The sequence below is a fragment of the Streptomyces sp. genome (assembly GCF_031181555.1).
Classification (GTDB): domain Bacteria; phylum Actinomycetota; class Actinomycetes; order Streptomycetales; family Streptomycetaceae; genus Streptomyces; species Streptomyces fimbriatus.
Genome location: NZ_JAPSKQ010000033.1, coordinates 22446 through 48918, shown reverse-complemented (window position 1 = coordinate 48918; position 26473 = coordinate 22446). Strand labels below are relative to the sequence as shown.

General features: G+C 74.7%; 29 protein-coding genes and 1 pseudogene. 17 read left to right on the top strand and 13 right to left on the bottom strand.

Annotation, left to right across the window (positions count from 1 at the left end; genetic code table 11):
• Positions 1 to 183: 183 nt before the first annotated feature.
• The 3 genes from RIM90_RS10140 to RIM90_RS10130 all read left to right on the top strand — a co-directional run bounded on the left by RIM90_RS10140 (position 184) and on the right by RIM90_RS10130 (position 2723).
• A complete protein-coding gene (locus RIM90_RS10140) occupies positions 184 to 957 on the top strand; it encodes a GNAT family N-acyltransferase (protein WP_309060278.1) in 774 nt (257 codons plus the stop codon).
• The gene (locus RIM90_RS10135) at positions 954 to 1763 is read left to right on the top strand and encodes a lysophospholipid acyltransferase family protein (protein ID WP_309060277.1); all 810 of its coding nucleotides are present in this window, start codon (positions 954 to 956) and stop codon (positions 1761 to 1763) included. The genes RIM90_RS10140 and RIM90_RS10135 overlap by 4 nt, the downstream gene beginning before the upstream one ends.
• A gap of 102 nt (positions 1764 to 1865) precedes the next feature.
• Positions 1866 to 2723 carry a PRC and DUF2382 domain-containing protein gene (locus RIM90_RS10130; protein WP_309060276.1) on the top strand — a complete coding sequence of 286 codons (858 nt, stop codon included), beginning with the start codon at positions 1866 to 1868 and terminating at the stop codon, positions 2721 to 2723.
• Positions 2724 to 2769: 46 nt separating this feature from the next.
• Here RIM90_RS10130 and RIM90_RS10125 read toward each other — a convergent pair whose 3' ends face one another.
• Entirely contained in the window at positions 2770 to 3789 is a 1020-nt protein-coding gene (locus tag RIM90_RS10125; RefSeq protein WP_309060275.1) for an LLM class flavin-dependent oxidoreductase, read from the bottom strand.
• Between the two features lie 115 nt (positions 3790 to 3904).
• Between RIM90_RS10125 and RIM90_RS10120 the strand changes: the two genes are divergently transcribed.
• Positions 3905 to 4396 (top strand): HAD family acid phosphatase, encoded by a 492-nt coding sequence (locus tag RIM90_RS10120; RefSeq protein WP_309060274.1) that lies wholly within the window; start codon positions 3905 to 3907, stop codon positions 4394 to 4396.
• A 61-nt stretch (positions 4397 to 4457) separates the two neighbouring features.
• Here RIM90_RS10120 and RIM90_RS10115 read toward each other — a convergent pair whose 3' ends face one another.
• Positions 4458 to 4673 carry a dodecin gene (locus RIM90_RS10115; RefSeq protein ID WP_309060273.1) on the bottom strand — a complete coding sequence of 72 codons (216 nt, stop codon included), beginning with the start codon at positions 4671 to 4673 and terminating at the stop codon, positions 4458 to 4460.
• A gap of 229 nt (positions 4674 to 4902) precedes the next feature.
• Here RIM90_RS10115 and RIM90_RS10110 point away from each other — a divergent pair, with 229 nt between their 5' ends.
• Positions 4903 to 6162 (top strand): extracellular solute-binding protein, encoded by a 1260-nt coding sequence (locus RIM90_RS10110; RefSeq protein WP_309060272.1) that lies wholly within the window; start codon positions 4903 to 4905, stop codon positions 6160 to 6162.
• Between the two features lie 19 nt (positions 6163 to 6181).
• On the opposite strand, the gene egtD is transcribed toward RIM90_RS10110, so the two are convergent.
• The 4 genes from egtD to egtA are packed head-to-tail and all read right to left on the bottom strand — an operon-like array spanning position 6182 to position 10729.
• A complete protein-coding gene (gene egtD / locus RIM90_RS10105) occupies positions 6182 to 7144 on the bottom strand; it encodes an L-histidine N(alpha)-methyltransferase (RefSeq protein ID WP_309060271.1) in 963 nt (320 codons plus the stop codon).
• A complete protein-coding gene (gene egtC / locus RIM90_RS10100) occupies positions 7141 to 8004 on the bottom strand; it encodes an ergothioneine biosynthesis protein EgtC (RefSeq protein WP_309060270.1) in 864 nt (287 codons plus the stop codon). Before egtC ends, egtD begins: the two co-directional genes overlap by 4 nt.
• Complete coding sequence (gene egtB / locus RIM90_RS10095) at positions 8004 to 9320, bottom strand: ergothioneine biosynthesis protein EgtB (protein WP_309060269.1); 1317 nt, start codon at positions 9318 to 9320, stop codon at positions 8004 to 8006. The genes egtC and egtB overlap by 1 nt, the downstream gene beginning before the upstream one ends.
• On the bottom strand, positions 9317 to 10729 hold the full coding sequence (gene egtA, locus RIM90_RS10090) for an ergothioneine biosynthesis glutamate--cysteine ligase EgtA (RefSeq protein WP_309060268.1): 1413 nt from the start codon (positions 10727 to 10729) through the stop codon (positions 9317 to 9319). The genes egtB and egtA overlap by 4 nt, the downstream gene beginning before the upstream one ends.
• Positions 10730 to 11025: 296 nt before the next feature.
• Here egtA and RIM90_RS10085 point away from each other — a divergent pair, with 296 nt between their 5' ends.
• Positions 11026 to 11922, top strand: coding sequence for a TIGR02452 family protein (locus RIM90_RS10085; protein WP_309060267.1), 897 nt, complete (start codon positions 11026 to 11028; stop codon positions 11920 to 11922).
• On the opposite strand, the gene RIM90_RS10080 is transcribed toward RIM90_RS10085, so the two are convergent.
• Positions 11876 to 12322, bottom strand: coding sequence for a type II toxin-antitoxin system PemK/MazF family toxin (locus RIM90_RS10080; RefSeq protein ID WP_309060266.1), 447 nt, complete (start codon positions 12320 to 12322; stop codon positions 11876 to 11878). The two genes, RIM90_RS10085 and RIM90_RS10080, sit on opposite strands and share 47 nt — an antisense overlap.
• 18 nt (positions 12323 to 12340) lie before the next feature.
• On the opposite strand from RIM90_RS10080, the pseudogene RIM90_RS10075 reads away from it, so the two are divergent.
• The 3 genes and pseudogenes from RIM90_RS10075 to RIM90_RS10065 form a co-directional block, all read left to right on the top strand.
• Positions 12341 to 12865, top strand: a pseudogene (locus RIM90_RS10075) (MFS transporter); the annotation flags it as partial.
• Positions 12866 to 13055: 190 nt separating this feature from the next.
• Entirely contained in the window at positions 13056 to 13592 is a 537-nt protein-coding gene (locus RIM90_RS10070; protein ID WP_309060265.1) for an isochorismatase family cysteine hydrolase, read from the top strand.
• A gap of 36 nt (positions 13593 to 13628) precedes the next feature.
• The gene (locus RIM90_RS10065; protein WP_309060264.1) at positions 13629 to 14432 is read left to right on the top strand and encodes a nucleotidyltransferase domain-containing protein; all 804 of its coding nucleotides are present in this window, start codon (positions 13629 to 13631) and stop codon (positions 14430 to 14432) included.
• 89 nt (positions 14433 to 14521) lie between these two features.
• Here RIM90_RS10065 and RIM90_RS10060 read toward each other — a convergent pair whose 3' ends face one another.
• The gene (locus tag RIM90_RS10060; protein ID WP_309060263.1) at positions 14522 to 14725 is read right to left on the bottom strand and encodes a hypothetical protein; all 204 of its coding nucleotides are present in this window, start codon (positions 14723 to 14725) and stop codon (positions 14522 to 14524) included.
• Positions 14726 to 15181: 456 nt separating this feature from the next.
• On the opposite strand from RIM90_RS10060, the gene RIM90_RS10055 reads away from it, so the two are divergent.
• Positions 15182 to 15610 carry a VOC family protein gene (locus tag RIM90_RS10055; protein ID WP_309060262.1) on the top strand — a complete coding sequence of 143 codons (429 nt, stop codon included), beginning with the start codon at positions 15182 to 15184 and terminating at the stop codon, positions 15608 to 15610.
• A 256-nt stretch (positions 15611 to 15866) separates the two neighbouring features.
• On the top strand, positions 15867 to 16292 hold the full coding sequence (locus RIM90_RS10050) for a CBS domain-containing protein (RefSeq protein WP_309060261.1): 426 nt from the start codon (positions 15867 to 15869) through the stop codon (positions 16290 to 16292).
• 71 nt (positions 16293 to 16363) lie between these two features.
• Here the strand turns inward: RIM90_RS10050 and RIM90_RS10045 are convergent, their stop codons facing one another.
• Together RIM90_RS10045 and RIM90_RS10040 are read right to left on the bottom strand one after the other, a co-directional pair.
• Positions 16364 to 16816 carry a YbhB/YbcL family Raf kinase inhibitor-like protein gene (locus RIM90_RS10045; protein WP_309060260.1) on the bottom strand — a complete coding sequence of 151 codons (453 nt, stop codon included), beginning with the start codon at positions 16814 to 16816 and terminating at the stop codon, positions 16364 to 16366.
• 64 nt (positions 16817 to 16880) lie between these two features.
• Positions 16881 to 17336 carry an archease gene (locus RIM90_RS10040; protein ID WP_309060259.1) on the bottom strand — a complete coding sequence of 152 codons (456 nt, stop codon included), beginning with the start codon at positions 17334 to 17336 and terminating at the stop codon, positions 16881 to 16883.
• Positions 17337 to 17536: 200 nt separating this feature from the next.
• On the opposite strand from RIM90_RS10040, the gene RIM90_RS10035 reads away from it, so the two are divergent.
• A complete protein-coding gene (locus RIM90_RS10035) occupies positions 17537 to 18184 on the top strand; it encodes a phosphoribosyltransferase family protein (RefSeq protein ID WP_309060258.1) in 648 nt (215 codons plus the stop codon).
• 7 nt (positions 18185 to 18191) lie between these two features.
• On the opposite strand, the gene RIM90_RS10030 is transcribed toward RIM90_RS10035, so the two are convergent.
• Positions 18192 to 19382: a CaiB/BaiF CoA-transferase family protein gene (locus tag RIM90_RS10030; protein ID WP_309060257.1), complete on the bottom strand. Its 1191-nt coding sequence runs from the start codon at positions 19380 to 19382 to the stop codon at positions 18192 to 18194.
• Positions 19383 to 19461: 79 nt separating this feature from the next.
• Positions 19462 to 19698 (bottom strand): hypothetical protein, encoded by a 237-nt coding sequence (locus tag RIM90_RS10025; protein ID WP_309060256.1) that lies wholly within the window; start codon positions 19696 to 19698, stop codon positions 19462 to 19464.
• Between the two features lie 123 nt (positions 19699 to 19821).
• Here RIM90_RS10025 and RIM90_RS10020 point away from each other — a divergent pair, with 123 nt between their 5' ends.
• Positions 19822 to 20727 carry a LysR family transcriptional regulator gene (locus RIM90_RS10020; protein WP_309060255.1) on the top strand — a complete coding sequence of 302 codons (906 nt, stop codon included), beginning with the start codon at positions 19822 to 19824 and terminating at the stop codon, positions 20725 to 20727.
• A gap of 23 nt (positions 20728 to 20750) precedes the next feature.
• On the opposite strand, the gene RIM90_RS10015 is transcribed toward RIM90_RS10020, so the two are convergent.
• Positions 20751 to 21329: a TetR/AcrR family transcriptional regulator gene (locus RIM90_RS10015; RefSeq protein WP_309060254.1), complete on the bottom strand. Its 579-nt coding sequence runs from the start codon at positions 21327 to 21329 to the stop codon at positions 20751 to 20753.
• Between the two features lie 268 nt (positions 21330 to 21597).
• Between RIM90_RS10015 and RIM90_RS10010 the strand changes: the two genes are divergently transcribed.
• The 4 genes from RIM90_RS10010 to RIM90_RS09995 are packed head-to-tail and all read left to right on the top strand — an operon-like array spanning position 21598 to position 26414.
• Complete coding sequence (locus RIM90_RS10010) at positions 21598 to 22155, top strand: 2Fe-2S iron-sulfur cluster-binding protein (protein ID WP_309060253.1); 558 nt, start codon at positions 21598 to 21600, stop codon at positions 22153 to 22155.
• Positions 22152 to 23144 carry a xanthine dehydrogenase family protein subunit M gene (locus RIM90_RS10005; protein ID WP_309060252.1) on the top strand — a complete coding sequence of 331 codons (993 nt, stop codon included), beginning with the start codon at positions 22152 to 22154 and terminating at the stop codon, positions 23142 to 23144. Before RIM90_RS10010 ends, RIM90_RS10005 begins: the two co-directional genes overlap by 4 nt.
• Positions 23141 to 25273 carry a xanthine dehydrogenase family protein molybdopterin-binding subunit gene (locus RIM90_RS10000; protein ID WP_309060251.1) on the top strand — a complete coding sequence of 711 codons (2133 nt, stop codon included), beginning with the start codon at positions 23141 to 23143 and terminating at the stop codon, positions 25271 to 25273. The genes RIM90_RS10005 and RIM90_RS10000 overlap by 4 nt, the downstream gene beginning before the upstream one ends.
• Entirely contained in the window at positions 25266 to 26414 is a 1149-nt protein-coding gene (locus RIM90_RS09995) for an XdhC family protein (RefSeq protein ID WP_309060250.1), read from the top strand. The genes RIM90_RS10000 and RIM90_RS09995 overlap by 8 nt, the downstream gene beginning before the upstream one ends.
• Positions 26415 to 26473: the final 59 nt, after the last annotated feature.

The following is a 26473-nucleotide window of genomic DNA, read 5'->3' as shown; positions in this document are numbered from 1 at the left end:
GAGCACGGCCGGCCCGTGGGGCCCTCGGCCGCGCGGGCGCACGTCGTTCAACATCCCCACATCCGCGCTCCCGGCACAGGTCACGCAGGCGCCAACCGGTATCGGAAGAACAGGAGCGGCGGGCCGCACGTCCCCCGGTCCGCCCCCGCTCCGCCGAACCCGGCCCGTGCCCAGGAGTCAGCCATGACCGGCGTCACCACGCTCCACCGCCCCCCGCGGCCCGCCGCGCCCACCCGCTACACCGTCACCCTCGCCCGCGACGAGGAGGACGTGCGCGCCGCCCAGCGGCTGCGGCACGACGTCTTCGCGGGGGAACTGGGCGCGCTGCTGTCCACCCCGCAGCCGGGACTGGACATCGACCCCTTCGACGCCTACTGCGACCACCTGCTGGTGCGCGAGGAGGTGAGCGGCCAGGTCGTCGGGACGTACCGGCTGCTGCCGCCGGAGCGCGCCGGGATCGCCGGACGGCTCTACGGAGAGGGCGAGTTCGACCTCTCGGCGCTCGACGCGATACGGCCGGGCCTGGTCGAGGTGGGCCGTTCCTGCGTGCACCCCGACCACCGCGACGGCGCGGTCATCGGGCTCATCTGGGCCGGCATCGCCCGCTACATGACCGACCACGGCCACGCCTGGCTGGCCGGCTGCTGCTCCGTCCCCCTCGCCGACGGGGGCGCGCTCGCCTCCGCCACCTGGGACCGGGTGCGGGAGAAGCACCTGGCGCCCGAGGAGTACCGCGTACGCCCGCTGCTGCCCTGGCTGCCGAGGACCGCCGGTCCCGCCGCCCCCACCGAACTGCCCGCCCTCCTGCGCGGCTATCTCCGCCTCGGCGCCTGGGTCTGCGGGGAGCCCGCGCACGACGTGGACTTCGGCGTCGCCGACCTCTACGTGCTGCTGCCGATGCACCGGGTCAACCCGCGCTATCTGCGGCACTTCCTCTCCCTCGTCCCGGCCCGGTGAGCCTCTGGCTGCCCGGCGCGCCCTGCACCCCACGGGGCTGCGTGGAGCCTGCGGCAGCCGCGGCGGTCGTGCCGCGGACGGTGCGGGCGGTGGCACGGCTGACCGCGGTCGGCCTCCTGCTCCTCGCCGGGATCGCGCTGCTGCCGCTCGGGCGGTGGATCCCGGCCGACCCGGTGCGCCGGTGGTGCCGCTGGATCGTGCGGGCCGCCGGGGTCCGGGTCCGCATCGTCGGGGCCGCCGCGCCCACGGGCGGACTGCTGCTCGTCGCCAACCACATCTCCTGGCTGGACGTGCCCCTGCTCGCCGCGGTCCGTCCCGCCCGCATGCTGGCCAAGTCCGAGATACGGCGCTGGCCCGTGGCGGGGCCGCTGGCCGCGCGCGGCGGCGTCCTGTTCATCGACCGGGACCGGCTGCGCGCCCTGCCGGGAACGGTCGCCCGGATCGCCGGGGCCCTGCGCGACGGTGCGGCGGTCGCGGCCTTCCCGGAGGGCAGCACCTGGTGCGGCCGGGCCCAGGGGCGCTTCCGCCGCGCGGTCTTCCAGGCCGCACTGGACGCGGCGGTTCCGGTCCAGCCGGTCCGCATCCGCTACCGGACCGCGCGAGGGGCCCCGGTGACCGCCGTGGCCTTCGTCGGCGACGACACCCTGCTCGCCTCGCTGTGGCGCGTGGCCTCGACCCGCGGGGTGATCGCCGAGGTCGAGGTACGGGCCCCGATCCCGCCGGAGGGCTTCGCCGGCCGCCGCGCCCTGGCCGCCGCCGCCCAGCCGGAGGCCGACCCGGCGTACGGGGACGGTGGCCATGGGTGAGCACTGTGGGAAAATTATTACCTTTTGTGCCTCATGTGCTGTTTTTGGTCGACTGGTGCGGAGAACCGGAGAGGAGCGACCCCGAAGGGAGAGTGATGCAAGATGATCACCCGCGAAGAGATCGGGATCCTGCTGGATCACCCCGTGTACGACGGGGACGGCAACAAGATCGGTGACGCGAAGCACGTCTTCCTCGACGACGTGAGCGGACGCCCCGAGTGGGTGACCGTCAAGACGGGCATGTTCGGCTCCAGCGAGTCGTTCGTCCCCGTCCGCGACGCCTCCCTGGTGCAGGACCACCTCGAAGTCCCTTATCCCAAGGACAAGGTCAAGGGCGCGCCCAACGTCGACATCGACGCGGGCGGGCACCTGTCGGCGGACGAGGAACACCGTCTGTACGACTACTACGGCATCGACTGGGACAGCGTGCTGGCGGAGCCGGAGCAGTCGGGCGGCCGTGACCGGGCCACCGGCATGGGCACGGCCGGAGCGGCGGGCACGGCAGGAGCCGCGGGCACGGCCGGTCGGCGCGGTGAGGCGCGCACGGGTGCACGCGGTGACGACGCCATGACCCGCTCCGAGGACCGGATGCACGTCGGCGTCGAGCGCCGCGAGACCGGGCGGGCCAGGCTGCGCAAGTACGTGGTCACGGAGGAGGTCCAGCAGACCGTGCCGGTGCGCCACGAGGAAGTGCGCGTGGAGCGGGAACCGATCACGGACGCCAACCGCGACCAGGCCATGTCCGGCCCGGACATCACCGAGGCCGAGCACGAGGTCACGCTGCACGAGGAGCGGCCCGTCGTGGAGACCGAGACGGTACCGGTGGAGCGGGTGCGGCTCACCGCGGAGGAGCAGACCACGAACGAGACCGTGCGCGGTCAGGTGCGCAAGGAGCACATCGAGGCCGAGGACGACACCGGGCGGTCCGGCCGTGACGTCCCGAAGCGGGGGCGTGAGTAGACCTGCACCAGCCACCCCTCGTCCCCCGGCGCGCCGGTGCGAGCCGTCACCGGCGCGTCGTCCTGCCGTCGAGCCCCGCGAGCGCGGCGAGCCGCCGGTAGGAGTCCAGCAGGGCTTCGCGGTCGTGCGTGCTGGTGGTGACGAGCACCTCCTGCGCGCCCGTCTCCTTCAGCACCGACTCCAGTGTGTCCGCCACCTGTTCCTCGGTGCCGGCCACCTGGCCGGTGAGCCCCGACGCGTAGAGGTCACGCTCCCTGGCGGTCATCGCGAGCGACTCGACGCGCTCGGCGGGCGGCAGCGGGGGGAAGGTGCCGTGCGTACGGGAGTACGCCATCGACCACGCCTCCGGCACCAGCAGACGCCGGGCCTCCCGGGGCGTGGCGGCCACGGCGACCGTGCCCGAGACGACGACGTACGGCTCGCTCGCCCAGACCGAGGGGCGGAAGCGGGTGCGGTAGTGGTCGATGCCGCGCCGCATCCGGTCGCGGTCGCGGAGGTCGCCGATGACCAGGGGCAGACCCGCGCGGGCGGCGATCGCGGCGCCCTCGCCCATGGCCAGCACGAACGGCGGCACGGCCAGTCCCTCGGCCGGACGGGCGCGCACCCCGGTCGGGGAGGTGCCGCGGAACCAGCCGAGCAGCTCGTCGAGTTGGGCCGCGAAGTCCTCCGCGTCGCCCTTGTCGCGCCCCAGCGCCCTGCGCACCCCGTCGGTGAAGCCGACCGAGCGGCCCAGACCCATGTCGATGCGTCCCGGGAAGAGCGACTCGAGCACCCCGAACTGCTCGGCCACCACCAGCGGCCGGTGGTTGGGCAGCATGACCCCGCCGGTGCCGACGCGGATGGTCCGGGTCGCCCCGGCGACGGCGGCGGCCAGCACGGTCGGCGCCGAACCGGCGACCCCCGGCACCCCGTGGTGCTCCGAGACCCAGAACCGGTGGTAACCGAGCCGTTCCACCTCCCGCGCCAGTCGTACGGTGTCGCGCAGCGCCTCGGGAGCGGTGTGCCCCTCGCGGATGCGGGAACGGTCGAGGACGGAGAAGCGGGCCGAGGCGATCAGGGAGCTCATGTCCGGTACAACACCCGGCGGGCCGCAGGATTCCGCACGGCGCGGTGCCGGGATCCGGACACCCGGCGCACCGGCCGGCGGGTCCGTCGCGGGGCCGGTGTCTAGGCTGAGCCGTGTGACCGACAGCGACAAGCGCCCCGTGGCCGTGTTCGACCTCGACAACACCCTCGCCGACACGGCGCACCGGCAGCGGTTCCTGGAGCGCAGGCCGCGCGACTGGGACGCCTTCTTCGCCGCCGCGCCGCAGGACCCGCCGCTCGCCGAGGGCATCGCCATGGTGCGGGAGAGCGCGCGGGAGTGCGAGATCGTCTACCTCACCGGGCGGCCCGAGCGCTGCCGGCGCGACACGCTCGACTGGCTCGCCGCCCAGGGGCTGCCCGAGGGAAGCGTGTACATGCGCGGCAACGCCGACCGCCGGCCCGCGCGCCGCACCAAACTGGAGATCCTGCGGCGCCTCGCCCGCACCCGGGACATCCGTGTCCTCGTGGACGACGACGGACTGGTCTGCGAGGACGCCCGGCGCGCGGGCTTCACCGTCGTCCAGGCCCGCTGGACGGCCCCGTCCGGGGAGCTGAAGACGGCGCAGGAGCGGGAAGGGCGGACCTGACGTCCGGCGCGTGCGTCCCGGTCCGCGCGTGTCCCGCTGCCGGCCGGTGGGCGGCTCGGTCTCAGTCCGCGTCCTCCAGGCGGAAGCCGACCTTCAGCCCCACCTGCCAGTGCGCGATCCGGCCGTCCTCGATCTGGCCCCGCACCTGGGTCACCTCGAACCAGTCCAGATTGCGCAGGGTCCGCGAGGCGCGTTCGATGCCGTTGCGCACGGCCCGGTCGACGCCGTCGGGCGAGGTGCCGACGATCTCCGTGACCCGGTAGGTGTGGTTCGACATGCGGGTGCTCCTCTCCTGGCGGCTCCCACCCGCACGGGGCGGCGCCTGTGTCGCACGTCATTCCACCGTGCCCCACCGGGCGGTGAAGCGCGAGGCGTCGGCACCGTTCGCCTGACCCCCTTGACCTCCGCATTGGTCCATACCAAGATGCAGGGCACCCGTACGAGCTCCCGCTCGCCCCCCACGTCGGGCCCCGCCCCCTGTCCGTCAGACAGAAACAGGACCCCTCGTGAGACGCCGTCTGCTTGCCCTCGTCTGCGTATCCGCATCCCTCCTCACCGGCTGCGGCCTGATGCCCGGCGGCGGAACCGAACGGCACACGGTCACCGTGTGGCTGATGCGGCACAGCGCCTCGCAGGAGTTCCTGGACCGCTTCACCGAGGACTTCGAGCGCACCCATCCCGACCTCGACCTCGACATCCGCATCCAGGAGTGGACCGGCATCGGCGAGAAGGTGCAGACGGCGCTGGAGACCCCGCGGGAAGACGGCCCCGACGTCATCGAGGTCGGCAACACCCAGGTCGCCCAGTACGCGGAGGGCGACGGGCTGCTCGACCTCACCCTGGAGTCGATGCGCGACTGGGGCCGCGACGACTGGCTGCCCGGCCTCGCCGAACCGGGACGGTGGGGAACCCAGCAGTACGGCATCCCCTGGTACGCCGCCAACCGCGTCGTCATCTACCGCAAGGACCTCTTCCGGCAGGCCGGCATCACCGCCCCGCCGAAGACCCGCGACGAGTGGCTCGCCGTCACCGAGAAGCTCGACACCGGCGGGAACCAGGGCATCTACCTGGCCGGACAGGACTGGTACACGCTCGCCGGATTCATCTGGGAGGAGGGCGGAGACCTCGCCAAGGAGCGGAACGGCGTCTGGCGGGGCACCCTGGACAGTCCCGCGGCGCTGCGCGGGATGGACTTCTACCGCCGGCTGCAGGCCCTCGGCGACGGACCGGTCGACGCCGACGAGGAACACCCGCCGCAGGCGGGCGTGTTCGCCGAGGGCCGGGTCGCGCAGATCGTGGCCGTGCCGGGGCTCGCGCGGGCCATCGTCAAACAGAACCCGGAACTCGAGGACGAACTGGGCTACTTCCCCGTCCCCGGCCGGACCGCCGACGAGCCCGGTGCCGTCTTCACGGGCGGCTCCGACCTCGTCGTCCCGGTGAACACCGACAACCGGGAGGGGGCCGTCGAGGTCGTCGCCGCGCTCACCGGGGCCCGGTGGAACACCGACCTGGCCCGCACCATGAACTACGTCCCCAACAAGGCGAAGCTCGCCGGCTCGGTGGCGGGGGAGGAGGGGGTCGCGGCCATGGCGGCCGGAGCCGCACAGGGCCGGGCGACCCCCATCACACCCGAGTGGGGCGAGGTCGAGGCCGACAACCCGATCAAGGAGTACATGACCAAGGTGCTCACCGGGGCCGACCCGGCGACGGAGGCCGCACGCGCCTCGCGGCGCATCACCGAGACCCTGGACTTCAATCCGGGGTGAGTCTCCGGCGGGGCGGCCGTCAGCGCACGACGCTCAGCGACAGCGCGAACCGCCCCGCGTCGTCGGTCCACCACCGGGCCGGCTCCAGCCCCGCGGCCTCCAGTTCGGCGCGCACCCCCTCCTTCCGGAACTTCGCCGACACCTCGGTGCGCAGTTCCTCGCCCGCCGCGAAGTCGACGGCGAGATCGAGGGCGGGGACCTTCACCGTCTGCGCGAGACGGGAGCGCAGCCGCATCTCGATCCACTCCTGCCCGGCGTCCCACAGCGCCACATGGTCGAAGGCGGCCGGATCGAAGTCGGCGCCCAGCTCCCGGTTGATCACGGTCAGGACGTTCTTGTTGAAGGCGGCCGTCACCCCGGCCGCGTCGTCGTACGCCCGGACCAGCACCCGCTCGTCCTTCACCAGGTCCGTGCCCAGCAGCAGGGCGTCGCCCGGCGCGAGCAGGCCACGGACCGAGGCGAGGAACGCGGCACGCTCGGCGGGCAGCAGATTGCCGATCGTGCCGCCGAGGAACGCCACCAGCCGCGGCCCCGGTGTCCCCGGCAGCGTCAGGGGGGCGGTGAAGTCGGCGATCAGCGCGTGCACGTCCAGCCCCGGCCGCTCGGCGACGAGCGCCTGTCCGGCCCGGGTGAGGGCGCTCTCGCTGACGTCGACGGGGACGTAGGTGCGCAGACCGGTGAGGGCGTCGATCAGGTACCGCGTCTTCTCCGAGGAACCGGAGCCCAGTTCGACCAGGGTGCGGGCGCCGGAGGCCGCGGCGATCTCACCCGAGCGGGCGAGGAGGATCTCGCGTTCGGCGCGCGTCGGATAGTACTCGGGCAGCGTGGTGATCCTCTCGAACAGCTCGCTGCCGTGCGCGTCGTAGAACCACTTGGGCGGCAGCGTCCTGGGGCTGCCGCTCAGACCCTCGAGGACGTCGGCGCGCAGTGCGGCGCCGGTGGCGTCCTCGGGCAGCGTGCGGGTGACGGCGAACGGACTCACGTGAGGGGCTCCTTCGCGGGGGCGGGTGCGTCGGCGGGCTCCGGGGCGTCGCCGGGCTCCTCGGTCAAGGGGGCGTCGAACGGGGGCGGGCCGGGCGCCGGTTCCTCCGGCAGGGGCTCCCCGACCGGGGTCAGCAGCACGTCCGTGCGGCTCGCCGCCAGCAGGGTTCGGTCGGGGACCTCGCGCCAGTGCGGATCGTCGTCGTACGGCTCGGAGGCCACGACGGTGCCGCCACCGGGCCGGGTGAGGTACCACAGCGTGTCGCCCCAGGCCGTCGCGGTGACGGTGTCGCCGTTGGTGAGCAGCAGGTTGAGCCGGGAGCCGGGGGCCGCCGCGGCGACCTCCAGGACCGTGCCGGCCAGCGCCCGCCCCTCCGGGACACCGGCACGCAGGCGGGCGAGCACGAGGGCCCACACGAACGCCGAGTCGTTGCGGGCCTCCAGCGACAGCACGTCCTCGGCGGCCAGGCCCGAGGCGAGGGGCGCGAGCGAGCCCGGCCAGCCCGGGACCGCCCCGTTGTGGCTGAACAGCCAGGTTCCCGCGGCGAACGGCGCCGCCGCGGCCTCCGCGTCCGCGCCCGACAGCGTCGCGTCCCGTACGGCGGCGAGCAGCGCCCGGGTGCGGACCACCCGGGCGAGATCCGCGAACGACAGATCCGCCCAGATCGGCCCGGCCCTGCGGTAGCGGGCCGGCACCGGATCGCCCTGCGCGTACCAGCCCACGCCGAAGCCGTCGGCGTTGACCGTCCCGTACCGCTGTCTCCGGGGGGCCCAGGACTGGCGGTACAGGCCGTGCGGCGGCTCCACGAGCAGCCTGCCGAGCGGCTCCTCGGGCCCCACGTACGCCACGTGTCGGCACATCAGACGTCCTCCGAGCGCGCCGTGCGGAACCCGGAGAAGATCTGCCGCCGGATCGGCAGGTCCCAGTTGCGGAACGTACCCCGGCAGGCGACCGGGTCCACGGCGAACGAACCACCGCGCAGCACCTTGTACTCCGGCCCGAAGAACACCTCCGAGTACTCCTTGTACGGGAACGCCCGGAATCCCGGGTACGGCAGGAAGTCGCTCGCCGTCCACTCCCACACGTCACCGATCAACTGCCGTACTCCGAGCGGTGACTCACCGGCCGGGTAGCTCCCGGCGGGCGCGGGACGCAGATGCCGCTGGCCGAGGTTGGCGTGCTCGGGACCGGGGTCGGCGTCGCCCCACGGGTAGCGCGTCGAGCGGTCGCCGGCCGGGTCGTAGCGGGCCGCCTTCTCCCACTCGGCCTCGGTGGGCAGCCGCCGCCCGGCCCAGCGGGCGTAGGCGTCGGCCTCGTACCAGCACACGTGCAGCACCGGCTCGTCGGGCGGCACGACCTCGGTGACACCGAACCGGCGACGGAGCCACTGCCGGCCGTCACGGCGCCAGAACAGCGGTGCCGTGAGGGAGTTGCGGCGGATGTGGGCCCACCCGTCCGCGGTCCACCAGCGCGGGTCGTCGTAGCCGCCGTCCTCGATGAACGCCTGGTAGGCGGCGTTCGTCACCGGGGTGGTGTCGATGGAGAAGGGCGGCACCTCGCGCCGGTGCGCGGGGCGTTCGTTGTCCAGCGCCCACGGCTCGGTCGAGGTGCCCATGGTGAACGGGCCGCCCGGGACGAGGACTTCGGACGGGCCGGTGAACAGCGGCACCGGATCCGGGTCCGGGGCGTTCAGGGCCTGCGGGCCCCTGCGGAGCTGATGCGTGATCAGCATGGTCTCGTCGTGCTGCTGCTCGTGCTGCGCGATCATCCCGAAGGCGAAGCCCGCCTCCGTCAGCCGCGTCCCGTGGAACGCGGCGTTCTCCAGTACGTCCAGCGCCCGGCCGCGCACGTCGGCGGCGTACCGGCGGGCCTCGTCCGGTGGCAGCAGCGGCAGCTTCGGGCGTTCGGCGCGCGGGTGCTCGAAGGCGTCGTAGAGGCTGTCGATCTCGGGCCGTATCGCCTCCTGGCCGGCGACGGCCCGCAGCAGCCACTGCTCCTCCTGGTTGCCGATGTGCGCGAGGTCCCACACCAGCGGGGACATCAGCGGCGAGTGCTGCGCGGTCAGGTCGGGCTCGTCGAGGCAGCCGGTCAGCAGCGTGGTGCGGTCCCGCGCGGTGACCAGCGAGGCGACCGCGCGCTCACGCAGGGCTTCGGCGTCGAGGGCGGGGTCGGTCATGGGCGGATGTCCTTCCGGTGCGGGTGCGTGCCGTGCGGAGGGCGGGCGGGTGGGTGCGCGCCGGACACGGGGGTGCCGTCGGTGCCGCGGGCCGCCTCGTGCGGACGGCCGTCGTCCGGGGTGCCGCGCAGGCCGTCGAACAGGCCGTCGCGCAGGTCGTCGAGCAGGTCGTCCGCCGGGCAGCGGCCCCGGGCGACGTAGCGGTCGTGATACGCCGCGACCGCGTCCGTGACCCCGGTGGTGGCGCCGATCCGGGGCAGGGCCCGCAGCGCCGCCGCGAAACACGTGGCGGCCACCTCGCGCAGCTCCGGGTCGGCCAGCCCGGCACGGGCCGCGTCCCGCCACAGCGGATTGTGCGGCGCGGGCATGCCGTGGGTCCGCTCGGCCAGTGGTTTCACCGCCCGGTAGGCGGTCTCGGCGGCCTCAGGGTCGTCGAACAGCGCCGCCGTCACCGCCAGCGGCACGATCCAGCCGTCGTCGCCGGGCTGCGCGTCGATCATGCGCAGTTCCAGGTGACCGCGCGGCCTGACCGGCGGGAACAGCGTCGTGACGTGGTAGTCGAGGTCCTCCCGGGTCGGCGGCCTGGGTAAGCCGGACCTGGTCCACTCCCGGAAGGTCAGCCCCTCCGGAACGTCCCACGGCCCGCCGTCCCGCCGTACGCACATCACCGGCGCGTCCAGGACGTGCCGGGCCCAGGCGCCGCGCGGGTCGGCGTCCAGCGCGGGGCCGCCCGCCCGGCCGGTGCCGATCTGCGCCCAGCGCAGCTGCCGCGTGGACAGCCATCCGGTCGGCCGGTGACCGGCGATCGGGGAGTTGGCGAACACGGCCACCAGGACCGCGCCCAGCTGGTGCGCCAACCACCAGCGCCGTACGTGGCCGAGGGGACCGGGTTCCTCGTACCCGGCGTCCAGGCACACCTGCACGGAGGCGGAGGCGCACATCATCGCGCGGCCGGCGGGGCCGGTGCGGTCGAGACAGGCCTCCATGGCGTCGTAGCGCGCCTCGCGCAGGAACCGGCGCGGCGCCTGCCAGGGGTCGTGGCCGAGACCGACGAGAACCAGGCCGTCCTCGCGCAGCACCGCGCGGGCGGCGTCGAGGTCGGCGGAGACGGTACCGACGCACTCCATCAGTGAGGCGGCGGGCGGCGAGCTCAGTTCCAGCTGGCCGCCGGGCTCGACGGTGAGCGCCGACCTCAGGGGCACGGTCCGCAGGGCGGCGTAGGCCGCTCCGAGTCGTTCGGGTGACACGGGGAGCCGCGGGTCACGCGGCTCGTGGACGAGCCATTCCACCTCCACTCCGAGGCGGCGCGGCGGTCCGGTCTTGAAGCAGATGCCCCGCACCAGGGCTTCCGCATCGGCTTCCGTGACGGCGGTACGCGGCTCGAGAGAGCCACCTGCCGGATGGGACATGTCGGGATCCTCCTGAGATTCCACCATGTCGCCGGCCCGGAGCGCGGTGGTCCGGGTCGGCCTCAACGCGTCCACCCAAAGCCCTCGCGACGCTCGGCACAAGAGCACCCGGCGGCGCGTTCCGGACGGACGATCCTTCCGTTCCGCCTGTTTCCTGGGGTTTTCCCGCCCGCTTCCCGGGCCCTCGACGGAGAAACTCCGTTGCACCGCCTCACCAGCATCGCTCACGATGCCTGCATGAGCACGACGGGGGAGACCGCGCGACGTGCGGTCACGGCGCGTACGGGGGTCGCGGCGTGAGCGCGCGCCTGCGGGGCATCGCACGCGAGACCGAGCGGATCGTGGCGGCGGGGGGCTACCGCACGCCGGACGGGCGCGCGGTGCCCCTCCGGGCGGCGATCGAGGCCGCGCGGGACGGTACGCGGACGTACGGGCCGGACCCGGTCCCGTTCCCGGTGTTCCGGCCGGTGGACACCCGGGTCGAGGTCACCGGCGAGAGCAGCCTGGAGGCCGCGCGACGGCTCGCCCACGAGCCGCCCGCCCCCGGCGGCGGGCCCGCCGTGCTGAACTTCGCCTCCGCCCGGAACCCCGGCGGGGGCTACCTCAACGGCGCCCAGGCCCAGGAGGAGGCCCTGTGCCGTGCCTCCGCGCTGTACACCTGCCTGCTGCGGGCCCCGGACCACTACGACCACCACCGCGCCCACCGCGACCCGTTCTACACGGACCGGGTCGTCCACTCACCCGCCGTGCCCGTCTTCCGCGACGACCGCGGCCGTCTCCTGGACGAGCCGTTCACGGCCGGCTTCCTCACCTCGCCCGCGCCCAACGCGGGAGTCGTCCTGCGGACGATGCCGGAGCGCGCGGGGGAGCTGCCCCGCGCCCTGGCCGTACGCGCCGAGCGCGTCCTGGAGACCGCCGTGGCCCACGGCTACCGGCGGCTGGTGCTCGGCGCGTGGGGCTGCGGGGTCTTCCGCAACGACCCGGCTCAGGTGGCGGCGGCGTTCCGGTCGCTGCTGGAGCCCGGCGCGCGCTTCGCGGGCGCCTTCGAGCACGTGGTCTTCGGGATCCTGGACCGCACGCGCGAGAGCGCGGTCCGCACCGCGTTCGAACGGGCCTTCGCGGACCTCGCGTCGGAGGCGGTGGGGGTCAACTCCAGCCGTACCGCTCCCGCAGCCGCTGACGCACGAGGTTGAACCGCATCCGGTCCAGGGCGCACGCCTCCCGGCGCATGCCCTCCTCGTGCAGCCGCAGCACCCGGTCGACGGCGACCCACGACGCCCGGCCCGACCGGTCCCACGGCCCGCTGCCGATCGGCACCCAGTCCCGGTTCCCGACACGCGGCTTGCTGGACAACTGCACGGCGAGGAGGGTCCCGGCCGCCTCACGGGCGACGACGAGCACCGGGCGGTCCTTGCCCCGGCCGTCGTTCTCCTCGTAGGGCACCCACGTCCAGACGATCTCCCCGGGATCGGGGTCGCCGTCGTGGGCGGGCGAGTACTCGGTGCGCACCCGGCCCACCTCGCGGGGTGCGGCCTCGACGGTGGCGGAGGGGCCGTGGCGGCCCGGGGCGTCCTCGGTGCTGTAGGCGGTCACGGGCGTACCGTACGGGACGCCCTCGACGTGCCGTACGTCAGCGCCTGGCTCCCGCCCGAGCGGCGGGGCCTGGCCATCGGCGTCTTCGGCGCCGGGGCGGGCGGCACCGCGATCAGCGCGCTGACCACCGCCAAGCTGGTGGACGCGTACCGGACGGCGAACCCGTTCCTGATCACTTCGGCCGTCCTGGCCCTCTACGCGGTCGTCGCGTGGTGGCTGCTGCGGGACGCGCCGGGACGCACCGTGCCGGCCGAACCGCCGGCGCGCCGCCTGGGCGCGGCGTTCAGGCTGGGCGTCACCCGGCAGGCCTCCGCCCTGTACGCGGTGGCCCTCGGCGGCTACGTCGCCTTCTCGGTCTACCTGCCGGCGTATCTGAAGACCGGGTACGGCCTGGCCCAGGCGACGCGGCCGACCGGATGGCGGGGTTCGTGCTGCCGGCCGTGGCGATGCGGCCGGTCGGCGGCCGGCTGTCGGACCGCATCGGCCCGGTACGGGTTGCTGAGCGGCTCCCTGGCGGCCGCGGCCGCCCTGGCCTTCACCCCCGGAGGAGGCCGCGACGGCGGTGCCGGCCGACCCGGACCGGCCCGAGCGGCTGGCCGGCCGCGCCGGCCTCCCTGACCGCCGATCAGCGGGAGGCCGTCGAGGCGGCCCGGGCCCGCGCCGGCACCCGCCCGAACGGAGGGCCCGACCGCACCCCGTCGTTCGAATCCGTCGTACGGGGAACCCCGGTGCCATGGGCAAGACAGCGCTGATCGTCATCGACATGATCAACACCTACGACCACCCGGACGCCGAGCTGCTGCTCCCGTCCGCGGAGTCGGTCGTGCCCGTCGTCGCCGACCTGCTGGAGCGGGCGCGGCGACGGGGCGTACCGGTGATCTACGTCAACGACAACTTCGGTGAGTGGCGCTCCCACCACGGCGAACTGCTCGACAAGGCCCTGTCGGGTCCGCACGCCCACCTAGTCGAGCCACTGCGGCCGGACGACTCCTCCCTCTTCGTCGTCAAGGCCCGCCACTCGGTCTTCTTCGAGACCCCGCTCGCCTATCTGCTCGGCCAGCAGGACGTCGAGCGGCTCGTGCTGTGCGGCCAGGTGACGGAGCAGTGCGTCCTCTACTCCTCGCTCGACGCGCACATCCGCCACTTCGACGTGACCGTGCCGCGGGACGCCGTCGCCCACATCCACGCCGACCTCGCGGACGCCGCCCTGCGGATGATGGAACGCAACATGGGCGCGCACGTGTGCGACAGCCGGGAGCTGTGGAACTGACGGCGCCGACCGTGCACGGCAGGCGACACTGGCGCCATGAGCCCCGCCCCCGCCCCGCCCCGCGACGTCCGCGCCTACCTGGACGAGCTGGTCCGCCGCACCCGTGCCGTCTGCGGCCCCCACCTGGTGAGCGTCCTCGCGGTCGGGTCCCTCGCGCTCGGCGACTACCGGCCCGGACGCAGCGACGTCGACGTGACGGTGGTGGTGGCCCCCTCCCTTCCCCGGCGGGCGCTGCCCGACCTGGCCGGGGCACTGGCCCACCCCGCCCTGCCCTGCCCCGCGGCCGGACTGGAACTGGTCGTGTATCCGGCCGGCTTCGCCGCTCGCCCGTCGGGGGAGGCGGGCTACCTGATGGACCTCAACACCGGCCCGTCGCTGCCCGAGCGGGTCAGCTACGACCCGGAGGGGTCACCGGCGTTCTGGTACGTCCTGGACCGCTCCCTCGCCCACCAGAGCGGTCTTCCGCTGTTCGGCAGGCCGGTGCGGGAGGTGATCGCCGCACCGGAGCGGCCCGCCGTGCTCGCCGCACTCCGGGCCTCCGTGCGGGAACACGCCGCCGGAGAGGGGCACGTCGCCGACAACCGCGTGCTCAACGGCTGCCGTACCGTGGTGTACTGCCGCACGGGACACTGGTGCGCCAAGCGCGGGGCGGCCGAGGCGATCGCCGCGTCCGAGGAGGCGTTCCGGCCGCTCGTCGAGGACGCGCTGCGCAGCTTCGAGCGCCCCCGGGAGTCCGCTCTCCCGCTGCCCGCGGCACGGGTGCGGGACTTCCTGGACTGGGTGGCCGGACGCGTCGACGAGGCGGCCGGGGCCGGAGGCGGGCACACCGGCCCGCGCTGACGACGGACGCCCGGCCGGACCGGTCCGGCGGCTCCGCCTCCGCCCGCCCGCGCCCGCGATCCGGCTCGGGTGCCGTCCACCGTGCCGGATCAGGCGGCGTGCCGCCCCCGACGAGCGCGACGCCCGTTCGCCGGCGCGGACGCGGCGGACGGGGCGCCCCCGCCTCCCGGCAGAAGGCGCAGACGGGGCGGACGGAGAGGGTCGTCCTCCTTCAGCAGCCGGTCCTCGATGCGCGTCATGAGGGCCAGCAGCAGACCCAGCCCGGGCAGCAGCAGCAGCGCGACGGCGAGCACGATGTCCCTCCCCTGAGACGGTGTGCCGTCCGGGTGCCCCGGAGAACGGGGATCAGCCACACCGCGCCATGGCCCCGGGGCAAGCGGAACCCGCCCCTACAGTTTCTGCGACCCACCGGCGCCGCGGTGAGCGGGCCGAGCAGGGCGAGGGCGCCGGTGCCGACGAGCGCGGCCCCGGCCGTGGTGCGAGTGGACATGATTCCCCCTGTGACCGGTTGGTGCGGTGCGGCACACGGCCGACGCCCAGAACCGTGGGGAGACAGGGGGTGACCGGGTCCCCGACGGACGTCGGGGGCCACCGGGGAGCGGGGCCGGCGCGTACCGGCGGCGCCGCCGGGAAAACCGGTCGACGGGCGCGGGAGACCTCGCCTAGGCTCCGGCGTGCGGCATCGCGTGCCGGTCACCGGCCGGGTGAGGCATGGAGGCGCCGCGGATGCCCGTGGAGGCATTGACAGCATGTCAGTCGAGTTCAATCACACCATCGTTCTCACCCGTGACCGTGAGAGGTCCGCCCGTTTCCTCGCGGAGATCCTGGGACTGGAGGTCGGGGAACCGGCCGGAATGTTCCTGCCGGTGACGACCGCCAACGGCGTCACCCTGGACTTCGCGACCATCGACGCCGACATCCCCGTGCAGCACTACGCGTTCCTCGTCTCCGAGGACGAGTTCGACGCGATCCTCGCCCGGCTCGTGGACGCCGGGATCCCCCTCCAGGCCGATCCGCAGGGACGGCACCCGCGCCGGATCAACCGCAATGACGGCGGACGCGGCGTGTACTTCCGGGACCCGGCCGGACACGGCCTCGAGGCCATCACACGGCCGTACGGCAGCGACCCGGCCTCACCGCTGAACGGTGTGACGGAGGAAGTCCCCGGGGCGGTGTAGGCCGAGCCCCGGTCCGGGAGGCGGCCGGGGCGGGGCGGGCGTGGCCCGGTCCCGCCCCGGCCGGTCGCCCCCCCCGCCGGTGCGTGCCGCCCCTCCGTACCGGAGTCGTGGCGGGGGAGCAGCAGGAGACCGGCGAGCACGATCGCGGTCCGCGGCCCGGCGGGGCAGCCGCCCGGCGGGCGGTTTACGCACCGCGCTGCGGGCTACGCGGCGGACACGGAGGAAGACCCGGCCGGCCGGTTACCGGGAGGTGCCCATGACCCGACGGATACGGGACGTGATGTCACCGGACACCACGTCCGTGGAGCCCATGACCACGGTGGCGGAGGCGGCGCGCCTGATGCGCGAGCGGGACATCGGCGACGTGCTGGTGGCCTACGACTGTGACCTCTTCGGTGTGCTGACCGACCGCGACATCGTGCTGCGGGCCGTGGCCGAGGGGCACGACCCGCAGGCCACGACGGTCGGCTCCCTGTGCACGCGCCCGCCCCTGGTGACACTCGCCCCTGAGGACACCACCGATCACGCCGTCGAGCTGATGCGGCAGTACGCCGTGCGCCGGCTCCCGGTCGTCGAACGCGGCGGATGCCCCGTCGGCGTGGTCAGCCTCGGCGACCTCGCCGCCGCCGAGGACCCGCACTCCGCTCTGGCGGACATCAGCAGGTCGGCCCCGACCCACTGAGCCCCGCCGACGTCCACCCGTCGACGCCGCCCCGCGGAAGCGAGGGCCGGGGGCGTGCGTTCGGCGCCGGTTCAGCGCTGGTAGAGCCCCACCAGCGTGCCGCTGGCGAGCTGCGCCTTCTCGACCGCCTCGTGCACCTGCTCCGCCCGGGGCGCGTCGGGCAGGAGGCACGGTTCGGCGAGGGCGTAGAGCCGGAAGAAGTAGTGGTGCGCGTCGTCTCCCGGGGGAGGGTGCGGCCCGCCCCAGCCGCGTTCGCCGTAGCCGTTGACGAGTTCGGTCCCCCGCGGGGGACTCTGCCCCGCCGGGACTCCGTCGCTGCGGGGGTCGATCCCCACCACGATCCAGTGCACGAAGGTGCCCGACGGCGCGTCGGGGTCCTCGCACAGCAGCACCAGCTCCGCCGCGTCGTCCGGTACCCCGCTCCAGGTCAGCGAAGGGGAGACATTGGCTCCCTCGTACGCGTGCCGGCGCGCGATGAAGGCGTGGTCGTTGAAGGCGTCACTGCCGATGTCGATGCCGCTCATGTGCCCCGGGGTACCCCGGCGCCCCCCGGACATGCGGCGCGCACCGGGGCACCGGTGGCATCGCTCAGCCGTCCACCGTGACCGCGCAGGACCACCCGTACGGTCCCGGCCCGATCCGCAGCTCCTCCCAGGCCACGGCCGTCGGCAGGGCCCCGGTGATCCGCACGTCCGCCAGGCCGGTGACCGCCAGCCGCACATCCAGCCCGCCCTCGGCCTCGTCCGCCTCCACATCCACCGGGACCTGCCCGTGCACCTGGAGCCGGTACAGGATCTCGTCCAGCAGGGCGGCCAGCAGATCGTCGTCACTGGCCTCGTCCAGCCGGATGCGGCCCACGCCGGTCGGCCGCACCCCGGAGACGTCGGCGAAGCACTCCACCACCGCCGTCACGGCCTCCGCCAGGCAGTTCTCCCGGCTTCCCGCCCACGCCTCGATCCGGATGTCGTCCTCCTGCGGCACCGCCCGGTGCCCGCTGTCGCCCGGCCGCCGTCCCTGTCCGTAGTCGCCCGTGTCACCGACCATGAATCTCGCGTGCCCGACGACCGCGCACCCATGCCGGACCGCCCCGGCGAGCCACGGGTGCGTGTGCCGCGAGGCGCTGCGGAGCACGCACCGGGGGAGGGCGGACGCGGCACGCTTCGACCGCGCGGGAGCGGGGTACGCGGGTGCCGGACCAGGTGCCGTCCCCGGCGCTGTCCCGGTGCGGAGGGAGGGAATCCGCCATGCGGTTCCGTGATCGCCGGCAAGCCGGCCGCGAACTGGCCGAGCGGCTGCGGGCGAGGCAGGACGAGGGAGCCCTGCCCGACCCCGTCGTCCTGGCCCTGCCCCGTGGCGGTGTCGCCGTGGCACAGGAGGTCGCCCGGGAGCTGGACGTCCCGCTCGACGTCCTCGTCGTACGGAAGGTCGGCGCCCCCCACCACGAGGAGTTCGGCGTCGGGGCGATGGCCGGCGACGGGGTGCCGCTGTTCGACGCGGAGGCCCTGCGCCGGCTGGGCCTCGACGAGTCCGATCTCGCCCCCGTCGTCGAGCGCGAGCGCGGCGAACTGCGCCGCCGCGAACAGCTCTACCGCCGGGGCCGGCCCGCACCCGACGTCCGGGGACGGACCGTGATCGTCGTCGACGACGGACTGGCGACCGGCTCCACGGCCCGCGCCGCCCTGCGCTCCCTGCGGCGGCAGGACCCCGCCCGGCTCGTGCTGGCCGCCCCGGTCTGCTCACCGGAGGGCGCCGGTCTGATGCGCGCCGAGGCCGACGAGGTGGTCTGTCTGCACGAACCGGCCGCGTTCATGGCCGTGGGGCAGTGGTACGACGACTTCGAGCAGCTGACGGACGAGGACGTACTGGCGGCGCTGCACCAGCGGCAGGGGTAGGCGCGGCTCAGACCACAAGGTCCGCGCGCAGCGCCTCGATGTCCTCGGGGGAGTGGCCCAGCTCCGTCAGGATGGCCTCCGTGTGCTCGCCCACGGCCGGTACCGGGTCCATGCGCGCCGGCAGACCGGCGAGGTCGGCGGGCGGCAGCAGCGCCTGAACGGTCGCGCCCGGCACCGTGACCTCGCGCCAGCGGCCGCGGGCGGCGAGCACCGGATGGTCGAGGAACGCGGCGACGTCGTTGACCCCGGCGCAGGCGATGCCGATCGCCTCCAGATCCTTGAGCAGCTCCTCGGCGTCGGAGCGGGCGAAGCGTTCGGCGATGATCGCGTTCAGCTCCTCCCGGTGGGCCACGCGGTCGGAACCGGTGGCGAAGCGCGGATCATCGGTCAGCTCGGGCCGGCCGAGGAACCCGGCGCACAGGGCCGCCCATTCGCGCTCGTTCTGGACGGAGAACAGCACCTCGCGGCCGTCGGCGGCCCGGTAGGTCCCGTACGGGGCGATGGTGGCGTGCTGGGTGCCCAGGCGCGGGGGCTGGCTGCCGCCGTAGCGGGTGTAGTAGGCGGGCTGGCCCATCCACTCGGCCAGCGCCTCGAACAGCGACACCTCCACCGGAGGGGCCGTGCCGGTGGTCGCGCGGGTGTACAGGGCGGTGAGCACGCCGCTGTACGCGTACATCCCGGCGGCGATGTCGGCGACGGAGATGCCGGTGCGCGCGGTCCCGTCCGCCGTCCCGGTCAGCGACACCAGTCCCGTCTGGCACTGCACCAGCAGGTCGTACGCCTTGCGGTCCGCCCAGGGGCCGGTCGTGCCGTAGCCGGAGATCGTGCACGGGATCAGCCGCGGGTAGCGGCGGGTGAGCTCCCCGGTGCCCAGGCCGAGGCGGTCGGCGGCGCCGGGCGCGAGGTTCTGCACGAACACGTCGGCGTCCTTCAGGAGCCGGTGCAGGATCGCGCGGCCCCGCGGGTCCTTCAGGTCCAGCGTGAGGGACTCCTTGGAGCGGTTGATCCACACGAAATAGCTGGAGTGGCCGTGGACGGTCGTGTCGTAGCGGCGGGCGAAGTCGCCCTCGCCCGGCCGCTCCACCTTGATCACGCGAGCGCCGAGATCGGCCAGCTGCCGGGTGGCGTAGGGCGCGGCCACCGCCTGCTCCAGGCTGACCACCGTGACCCCGGACAACGGATGTCTCTGCACGTCCACGCCTCCTGCCGGGTCCCGGGACCACCGGCCTCGATTAGTACGGCCGGGGCGGGCCGCCTGTCAACGGCCGCCCGGCCGGTCACCGGCCCGCCCGGCTCCACGGAAGGCCGGCGGGCCTGCTGCGGGACACGATGCGGACGCCGCGGTCGTCGACGGCACGGACCTGGAGCGAGCCGCAGCCGCAGCGGGTCCACACGGTGCTGCCCGCCGCGGTGCCGTGCCGGGAGACCACCTGGAACGGCTCGGCGTCGTCCGGCCACCCGCAGTACGGGCAGACTGCTTCGGTCGTGCCCGTGGTGCCGGTCGTGCTGGTCATGCTGACTCCTTGCGTGCTCGTGCGTCGGGTGCTCGTCGATCGTCGCGACACAGCAAGGGTGCGCCGGACCATCCGTACACGTCCAGGTTGACTTTGTGGACACCACCGTGAAGCGTGGACTTCATGATTGACCTGCGCCGGTTGCACGTCCTCAGGGCGGTCGCCCACTACGGCACGGTCACCGCGGCCGCCCGCGCCCTGCACTTCACCCCGTCCGCCGCCTCGCAGCAGATCCGTCAGCTCGCCCGCGACCTGGGCGTCGAGCTGCTGGAGCCACAGGGGCGCGGGGTGCGGCTCACCCCGGCCGCCGAGAGCCTGCTCGCGCACGCCGACGCCATCCAGGCACGCTGGGACCAGGCGGAACTGGACCTGCGGGCCGACCATGGCGCCCCGGCCGGGCCGCTGCGCGTGATCGGGTTCCCGGTGGCGGTCTCGGTGCTGCTGGCGCCCATGGCCGCCCGGCTGGGCGAGCGCCATCCGCGGCTGTCGGTACGGATCGCCGAGACCGGGGTGGAGCAGAGCTTCGACCTGCTCTTCGAAGGGGCCGCCGATCTGGCCGTCGTGGAGTCCACCCCGCACAACCCGCCGCTGAGCGACACGCGGTTCGATCAGCGGCCGCTGCTGGACGACCCGTTCGACCTGGTGGTCCCCCAGGGGCATCCGCTGGCCGGGCGCGAGCGGATCGACCTCGCCGAGGCGGCGCGCGAGTCGTGGATCGCGCCGGTGCCGGAGAGCCCCTGCCGGCCGCACGTGATGTCCGCGTGCGGCGCGGCCGGATTCGCCCCGGACGTCGTCCACCACGCCCTCGACTGGAACGTCACCGCCCACCTCGTCTCCCACGGACTCGGCGTCGCCCTGATCCCGCGCCTCGCCCATCTGACCCCGCACCTGGCGATCACCCGCGTCCGCTGCGCCGGCAACCCGCACCGCAAGCTGCTGACCTGCACGCGCGGCGGCGGGCACGCCCGGCCGGCGGTGGAGGCCGCGCTGCGGGAACTGCGGGAACTGGCACCGACGGCGGTCGCCTGAGGGGCGGGAGAGCCGGCCGGGGGCTACCGCCCGCGTGCCCCCGCGCGCAGCCCGTCCATGACGATGTCCAGCAGCCGGGTGGCGCGCGGCTGCCAGTCCCCGTCCGGGTCGATCTGCCAGAGGCCGGCGATGGCGAGGTAGAAGTCGTCCGCGGTCACGCCGGGGCGGATGGAACCGGCCTCCTCGCAGGCGCGGAGCAGGAGTTCGACCGCCTCGGTCACCGCGCTGTGCCCCGGTTTCGCCGGGCTCCCCGGTCCGCTGGTGGCCTGCCGGATGGCGTCGGCCAGCCCGGCCTTGGCCATGGCGAACCGGGCCAGCCGGTCCATCCACTCGCGCAGGGCCCGGTCGGGCTCCCGGGTCGCCAGCAACCGGGCCGCGCTCTCGACGACCTGACGCATCTCGTGCCGGTAGACCTCCAGGACGAGTGCCTCACGGCCGGGGAAGTTCCGGTAGAACGTGCCCTGCCCGACGCCGGCCTTCTTGGCGATCACGCTCAGCGGAGTGTCCGCCGAGCGCGTGAGCTCGGCCAGGGCCACGTCCAGGATGCGCTCGCGGTTGCGCTGTGCGTCCGAACGCAGGGGCGCGTCCTTCTTCTCCCGCACGCGTGACTCCTCCCGGGTCCTGGCCGAAACCGTCCTTGTCGACCGGACAGCTGTCCACTAACTTCTCCGGTAACGGACAGTTGTCCGCTTCGGCCCATCGTATCGGCGGGCCCGCACGCCCGGCGCCACGGCCCGCCGCGTCCCGTGCCCCGCATGACCGCATGGTTCCCGAACCGTGCCCGTCCCGTACAGCCCCCCGCGTCACCGACCCGCCCGCCGTCCGGAACGCCGTCCCGACACGCCCCGGATCCGCGAAGGAAGGCTGCTCATGGCCCCCTCGACGTCCAGCACCGTCACCCTGGACATCAACGGCGAGAAGCACACGCTGACCGTCGACCACCGCACCACCCTGCTCGACGTCCTGCGCGAGCGACTCGACCTGACCGGCACCAAGAAAGGCTGCGACCAGGGACAGTGCGGAGCCTGCACGGTCCTGGTCGACGGCCGCCGCACCGTGTCCTGCCTCCACCTGGCCGTCGCGGCCGAGGAACGCGAGATCACCACCGTGGAGGGCGTGGCCGGGGGAGGGCGACTGCACCCGGTGCAGCAGGCCTTCCTCGACCTGGACGGCTTCCAGTGCGGTTACTGCACGCCCGGTCAGATCTGTTCGGCCCTCGCCGTCATCGAGGAACACGCCGCCGGCTGGCCCAGCGCCGTCACCGACGACATACGGCCCGAAGCGGGACCGCCGCCGCTGACCCCGGAGGAGATCCGGGAGCGGATGAGCGGCAACCTCTGCCGCTGCGGTGCCTACCCGTCGATCGTCGAGGCCGTCGCCCGCGCGGCCGCGCAGGCCCGGACCGGGACCGAGGAGGCGGCGGTATGAGGGAGTTCGACTACCGGCGCGCGGACGACGTCCCCGGCGCCGTGGCACTGCTCGGCGCCGACCCGGACGCCCGCTACCTCGGCGGCGGCACCAACCTCGTCGACCTGATGAAGACCGGCGTCGAGCGCCCCGCCCGGCTCGTCGACGTCCGCCGGCTCCCGCTGGACCGGATCGAACCGACCGACGACGGCGGGCTGCGCATCGGCGCCACCGTCACCAACAGCGACCTCGCGGCCCACCCGGAGGTCCGCCGCCGCTACCCGGCCCTGGCCCAGGCGGTGCTCGCCGGCGCCTCCGGGCAACTGCGCAACATGGCCACCGTCGGCGGCAACCTGCTCCAGCGCACCCGCTGCGGCTACTTCGCCGACGTGAGCCGGCCCTGCAACAAGCGTGTGCCCGGCAGCGGCTGCCCCGCCGTCACCGGCGAGCACCGCAACCACGCCGTCCTGGGCGCCTCCGAGCACTGCGTGGCCGTCCACCCGTCCGACATGGGGGTGGCACTGACCGCCTTCGACGCGGTCGTCTCGTACGAAACGGCCGACGGGCCGGGGCAGTTGCCGCTCGACGGCCTCTACCTGCCCGTGGGCGACACCCCGCACCGGGAGACCGCCCTGCCGGCCGGCGCGCTCGTCACCGGCGTCACCCTGCCGCCCGCGCCGGTCGCCGCCCGCTCCCGCTACCGCAAGGTCCGCGAACGCGCCTCGTACGCCTTCGCGATCGGCTCGGTCGCCGCCGCCCTCGACGTCAGCAACGGGATCGTGTGCGAGGCACGCCTGGCCTTCGGCGCGGTGGCGTCCCGGCCGTGGCGGGCCCGGGCGGCCGAACGCGTCCTGACCGGGGCCCCGGCCGACGAGGAGTACTTCGCCGCGGCCGCGGACGCCGAACTGGCGGCGGCCAGGCCGCTGCCCGACAACGGATACAAGGTGACACTCATGCGCAACCTCGTGGTGGCCGTGCTGTCCGAACTCGCCGAGGAGGCCGCCCGATGACCACCGCCACGACCGGCCGTACGGCGCCGGCCGGCGCCGTCGGCACCGCGCACCCCCGCGTGGAGGGCCGCGACAAGGTCACCGGGGCCGCCCGGTACGCCGGCGACATACCCTTCGCGGACCTCGCCCACGGCCGGCTGGTGCTGTCCACCGTCGCCCGCGGCCGGATCCGCGCCGTCGAGACCGCCGACGTGCTCGGCATGCCGGGCGTGCTCGCCGTCCTGCACCACGGGAACGCCCCGCGCGTCGACACCGACTACACCGGCATGCTGGGCGTCCCGCCGGACCCGACCGCCGCCGTCTTCCAGCACGACCGGATCCCGCACGCCGGGTGGCCCGTCGCGCTCGTCGTCGCCGAGACGCCCGAACAGGCCCGCGAGGCCGCCGAGGCGCTCGTCGTCACCTACGAACGGCAGCCGCACGACATCGCGTTCCGCGCCGGCCGCCCGGACGCGTACCCGGCGGACGGGCACATGCCCGCCGCCACGGAGAAGGGCGACCTGGAGGCCGAACTCGCCGCCTCCGCCCACGTGGTGGACGCGGAGTACACCACGCCCGAGGAACACCACGCCATGATGGAGCCGCACGCGGCGACCGCCCTGTGGGACGGCGGCCGGCTCGAGGTCGTCGACTCCAACCAGGGCACCACCTGGATCGCCGACGAGCTCGTCAAGATGTTCTCCCTCGAACCGTCCGCCGTGCGGGTGCGCTCCGAGCACGTCGGCGGCGGCTTCGGCAGCAAGGGCCTGCGGGCCCACCAGGTGGCCGCCGTGATGGCCGCGACCGCCCTGCGGCGCCCGGTGCGCGTCGTGCTGACCCGACGTCAGATGTTCTCGCTCACCGGCTACCGCAGTCCCACCACCCAGCGGATCCGGCTCGGCGCCGACGCCGACGGGCGGCTGCGCGCCCTGGAGCACCGCTCGCTGAACCAGACGTCGACGGTGTGGGAGTTCGTCGAGCCGAGCTCCGGACCGGCCCGGGTGATGTACGACGCCGACGCCCACCGCACGGTGAACGAGGTCGTACGGCTGGACGTGCCGTCCCCGACGTGGATGCGGGCGCCGGGCGAGGCGCCGGGGTCGTTCGCGCTGGAGGCGGCGCTCGACGAACTCGCCGAGCGGTGCGGCGTCGACCCGGTCGAGCTGCGGCTGCGCAACGAGCCCGGGCGGGGCCCGGTCTCCGGGCTGCCGTTCGCCGGCCGCAACCTGGCCGCCTGCTTCCGCGAGGGCGCCCGCCGCTTCGGCTGGGCCGGCCGGGACCCGCGCCCCGGCGTACGGCGCGAAGGACGCCGGCTGCTCGGCACGGGCACGGCCGCCGCCTCCTTCCCCGCGGGCGCCCTCCCGGCGACGGCCGCGGTGACCGCTCAGGCGGACGGCACCTTCACCGTGCGGATCGCCGCGGCCGACATCGGCACCGGGGCCCGTACCGCGCTCACCCTGGTCGCCGCCGACGCGCTGCGGGTGGCGCCCGACCGGGTCCGGGTGCGGATCGGCGACAGCGACTTCGGCCCGGCGGGGCTCGCCGGCGGCTCGATGGGCACCCGGTCCTGGGCCTGGGCGGTCACCGCCGCCGCCGAGGAGCTGCGGGACCGGCTCGTGCCGGGAGCCGCCGTGCCGCCGGAGGGCATCACCGTGCGCTCCGACACCACCGCCGCCCTCGGGGCCCTCGCGCAGCAGGAGCGGCACTCCTTCGGGGCGCAGTTCGCCGAGGTCGCCGTGGACGTCACCACCGGCGAGGTGCGGGTGCGCCGGATGCTGGGGATCTTCGCGGCGGGCCGGATCGTCAACCCGCTCACCGCGCGCAGCCAGCTCGTCGGCGGCATGACCTGGGGCATCTCCATGGCCCTGCACGAGGAGGCGGTCCGCGACCACGCCTCGGGCGGCCTCTACGGCGCCGACCTGGCCGGCTACCACATCGCCACCCACGCCGACGTACCGGCGATCGAGGCGGACTGGGTGGACGACCCGGACCCCGACGACCCGGTCGGCATCAAGGGCATCGGTGAGATCGGCGTCGTGGGCGCCGCGGCGGCCGTCGCCAACGCGGTCTGGCACGCGACCGGCGTGCGCCACCGCAGCCTGCCCATCCGCCCGGACCGGGTGCTGCGGGCGGGGGGACCGGGTGTTTGACGTCGCCGGTGAGCTGTGCGGATGGCTGGACGGAGACCGGGAGTTCGCCGTGGCCACGGTCGTGTCCGTGAGCGGCAGCGCACCGCGCGGCCCGGGGGCCGCCCTCGCCGTCGACCGCGAGGGCACGGCGGTCGGCTCGGTCTCCGGCGGCTGCGTGGAGGGCGCGGTGTACGAGCTGTGCGTCCGGGCGCTCGAGGACGGCGAGACGCGCGTCGAGCGGTTCGGGCACAGCGACGAGGACGCCTTCGCGGTCGGCCTGACCTGCGGCGGGGTCATCGACGTCCTGGTGACCCCGGTCGGTGCCCACGCCCCCGTCCGGCAGGTGCTCCACAAGGCGCTCCCGGCCGTCGCCCGGGGCGAGCCGGGGGCTCTCGCCCGGGTCGTCCGGGGCCCGGCGGACCTCCTCGGCGGGGCCCTGTTCGTCCGCCCGGACGGCTCGTACGAGGGCGGCCTCGGCGGGCGCCCGGAGCTGGACCGGACGGCGGCGGCCGAGGCCCGGGCACTGCTGGACGGCGGGCGCACCGGCACGGTCGGCCTGTCCGCGGACGGTTCGTACTGCCCCGGCGGCCTGACCCTGTTCGTCGCGTCCTCGGTGCCGCCGCCCCGCATGATCGTCTTCGGTGCGATCGACTTCGCGGCGGCCCTGGTGCGGGCGGGCAGGTTCCTCGGCTACCACGTCACCGTCTGCGACGCCCGCCCGGTCTTCGCCACCCGGGCCCGGTTCCCGGAGGCCGACGAGATCGTGGCCGACTGGCCGCACCGCTATCTGCGCGGCACCACGACCGACGCGCGCACGGTGCTGTGCGTGCTCACCCACGACCCGAAGTTCGACGTCCCCCTGCTGAAGACCGCCCTGGGGATGCCGGTGGCGTTCGTGGGGGCGATGGGCTCGCGCCGCACCCATGCCGACCGCGAGCGGCGGCTGCGCGAGGCGGGCGTGGGGGAGCGGGAGCTGGCCCGGCTCAGGTCCCCGATCGGCCTCGACCTCGGCGCCCGTACGCCGGAGGAGACCGCCCTGTCCATCGCGGCGGAGATCGTCGCGGCCCGCAGGGGCGGCACGGGCGTACCGCTGACCGGCTCGGGCGTGCCGATCCACCGCGACGACCGCGACGCCGAACGGAGCGCGGCGGGGGCCGCCTGAGCGCCGGGCACGCGTACGACGAAGGGGCCGGAGCCGTCCTGGCTCCAGCCCCTTCGGGC

Bases quoted from the DNA above. Each gene is read 5' to 3' on its own strand.
- RIM90_RS10140 (WP_309060278.1), top strand. From the start codon at position 184: ATGACCGGCGTCACCACGCTCCACCGCCCCCCGCGGCCCGCCGCGCCC.
- RIM90_RS10130 (WP_309060276.1), top strand. From the start codon at position 1,866: ATGATCACCCGCGAAGAGATCGGGATCCTGCTGGATCACCCCGTGTAC.
- RIM90_RS10125 (WP_309060275.1), bottom strand. From the start codon at position 3,789: ATGAGCTCCCTGATCGCCTCGGCCCGCTTCTCCGTCCTCGACCGTTCC.
- RIM90_RS10115 (WP_309060273.1), bottom strand. From the start codon at position 4,673: ATGTCGAACCACACCTACCGGGTCACGGAGATCGTCGGCACCTCGCCC.
- egtC (WP_309060270.1), bottom strand. From the start codon at position 8,004: ATGTGCCGACACGTGGCGTACGTGGGGCCCGAGGAGCCGCTCGGCAGG.
- egtB (WP_309060269.1), bottom strand. From the start codon at position 9,320: ATGACCGACCCCGCCCTCGACGCCGAAGCCCTGCGTGAGCGCGCGGTC.
- egtA (WP_309060268.1), bottom strand. From the start codon at position 10,729: ATGTCCCATCCGGCAGGTGGCTCTCTCGAGCCGCGTACCGCCGTCACG.
- RIM90_RS10070 (WP_309060265.1), top strand. From the start codon at position 13,056: ATGGGCAAGACAGCGCTGATCGTCATCGACATGATCAACACCTACGAC.
- RIM90_RS10065 (WP_309060264.1), top strand. From the start codon at position 13,629: ATGAGCCCCGCCCCCGCCCCGCCCCGCGACGTCCGCGCCTACCTGGAC.
- RIM90_RS10055 (WP_309060262.1), top strand. From the start codon at position 15,182: ATGTCAGTCGAGTTCAATCACACCATCGTTCTCACCCGTGACCGTGAG.
- RIM90_RS10050 (WP_309060261.1), top strand. From the start codon at position 15,867: ATGACCCGACGGATACGGGACGTGATGTCACCGGACACCACGTCCGTG.
- RIM90_RS10045 (WP_309060260.1), bottom strand. From the start codon at position 16,816: ATGAGCGGCATCGACATCGGCAGTGACGCCTTCAACGACCACGCCTTC.
- RIM90_RS10040 (WP_309060259.1), bottom strand. From the start codon at position 17,336: ATGGTCGGTGACACGGGCGACTACGGACAGGGACGGCGGCCGGGCGAC.
- RIM90_RS10035 (WP_309060258.1), top strand. From the start codon at position 17,537: ATGCGGTTCCGTGATCGCCGGCAAGCCGGCCGCGAACTGGCCGAGCGG.
- RIM90_RS10025 (WP_309060256.1), bottom strand. From the start codon at position 19,698: ATGACCAGCACGACCGGCACCACGGGCACGACCGAAGCAGTCTGCCCG.
- RIM90_RS10020 (WP_309060255.1), top strand. From the start codon at position 19,822: ATGATTGACCTGCGCCGGTTGCACGTCCTCAGGGCGGTCGCCCACTAC.
- RIM90_RS10010 (WP_309060253.1), top strand. From the start codon at position 21,598: ATGGCCCCCTCGACGTCCAGCACCGTCACCCTGGACATCAACGGCGAG.
- RIM90_RS10005 (WP_309060252.1), top strand. From the start codon at position 22,152: ATGAGGGAGTTCGACTACCGGCGCGCGGACGACGTCCCCGGCGCCGTG.
- RIM90_RS10000 (WP_309060251.1), top strand. From the start codon at position 23,141: ATGACCACCGCCACGACCGGCCGTACGGCGCCGGCCGGCGCCGTCGGC.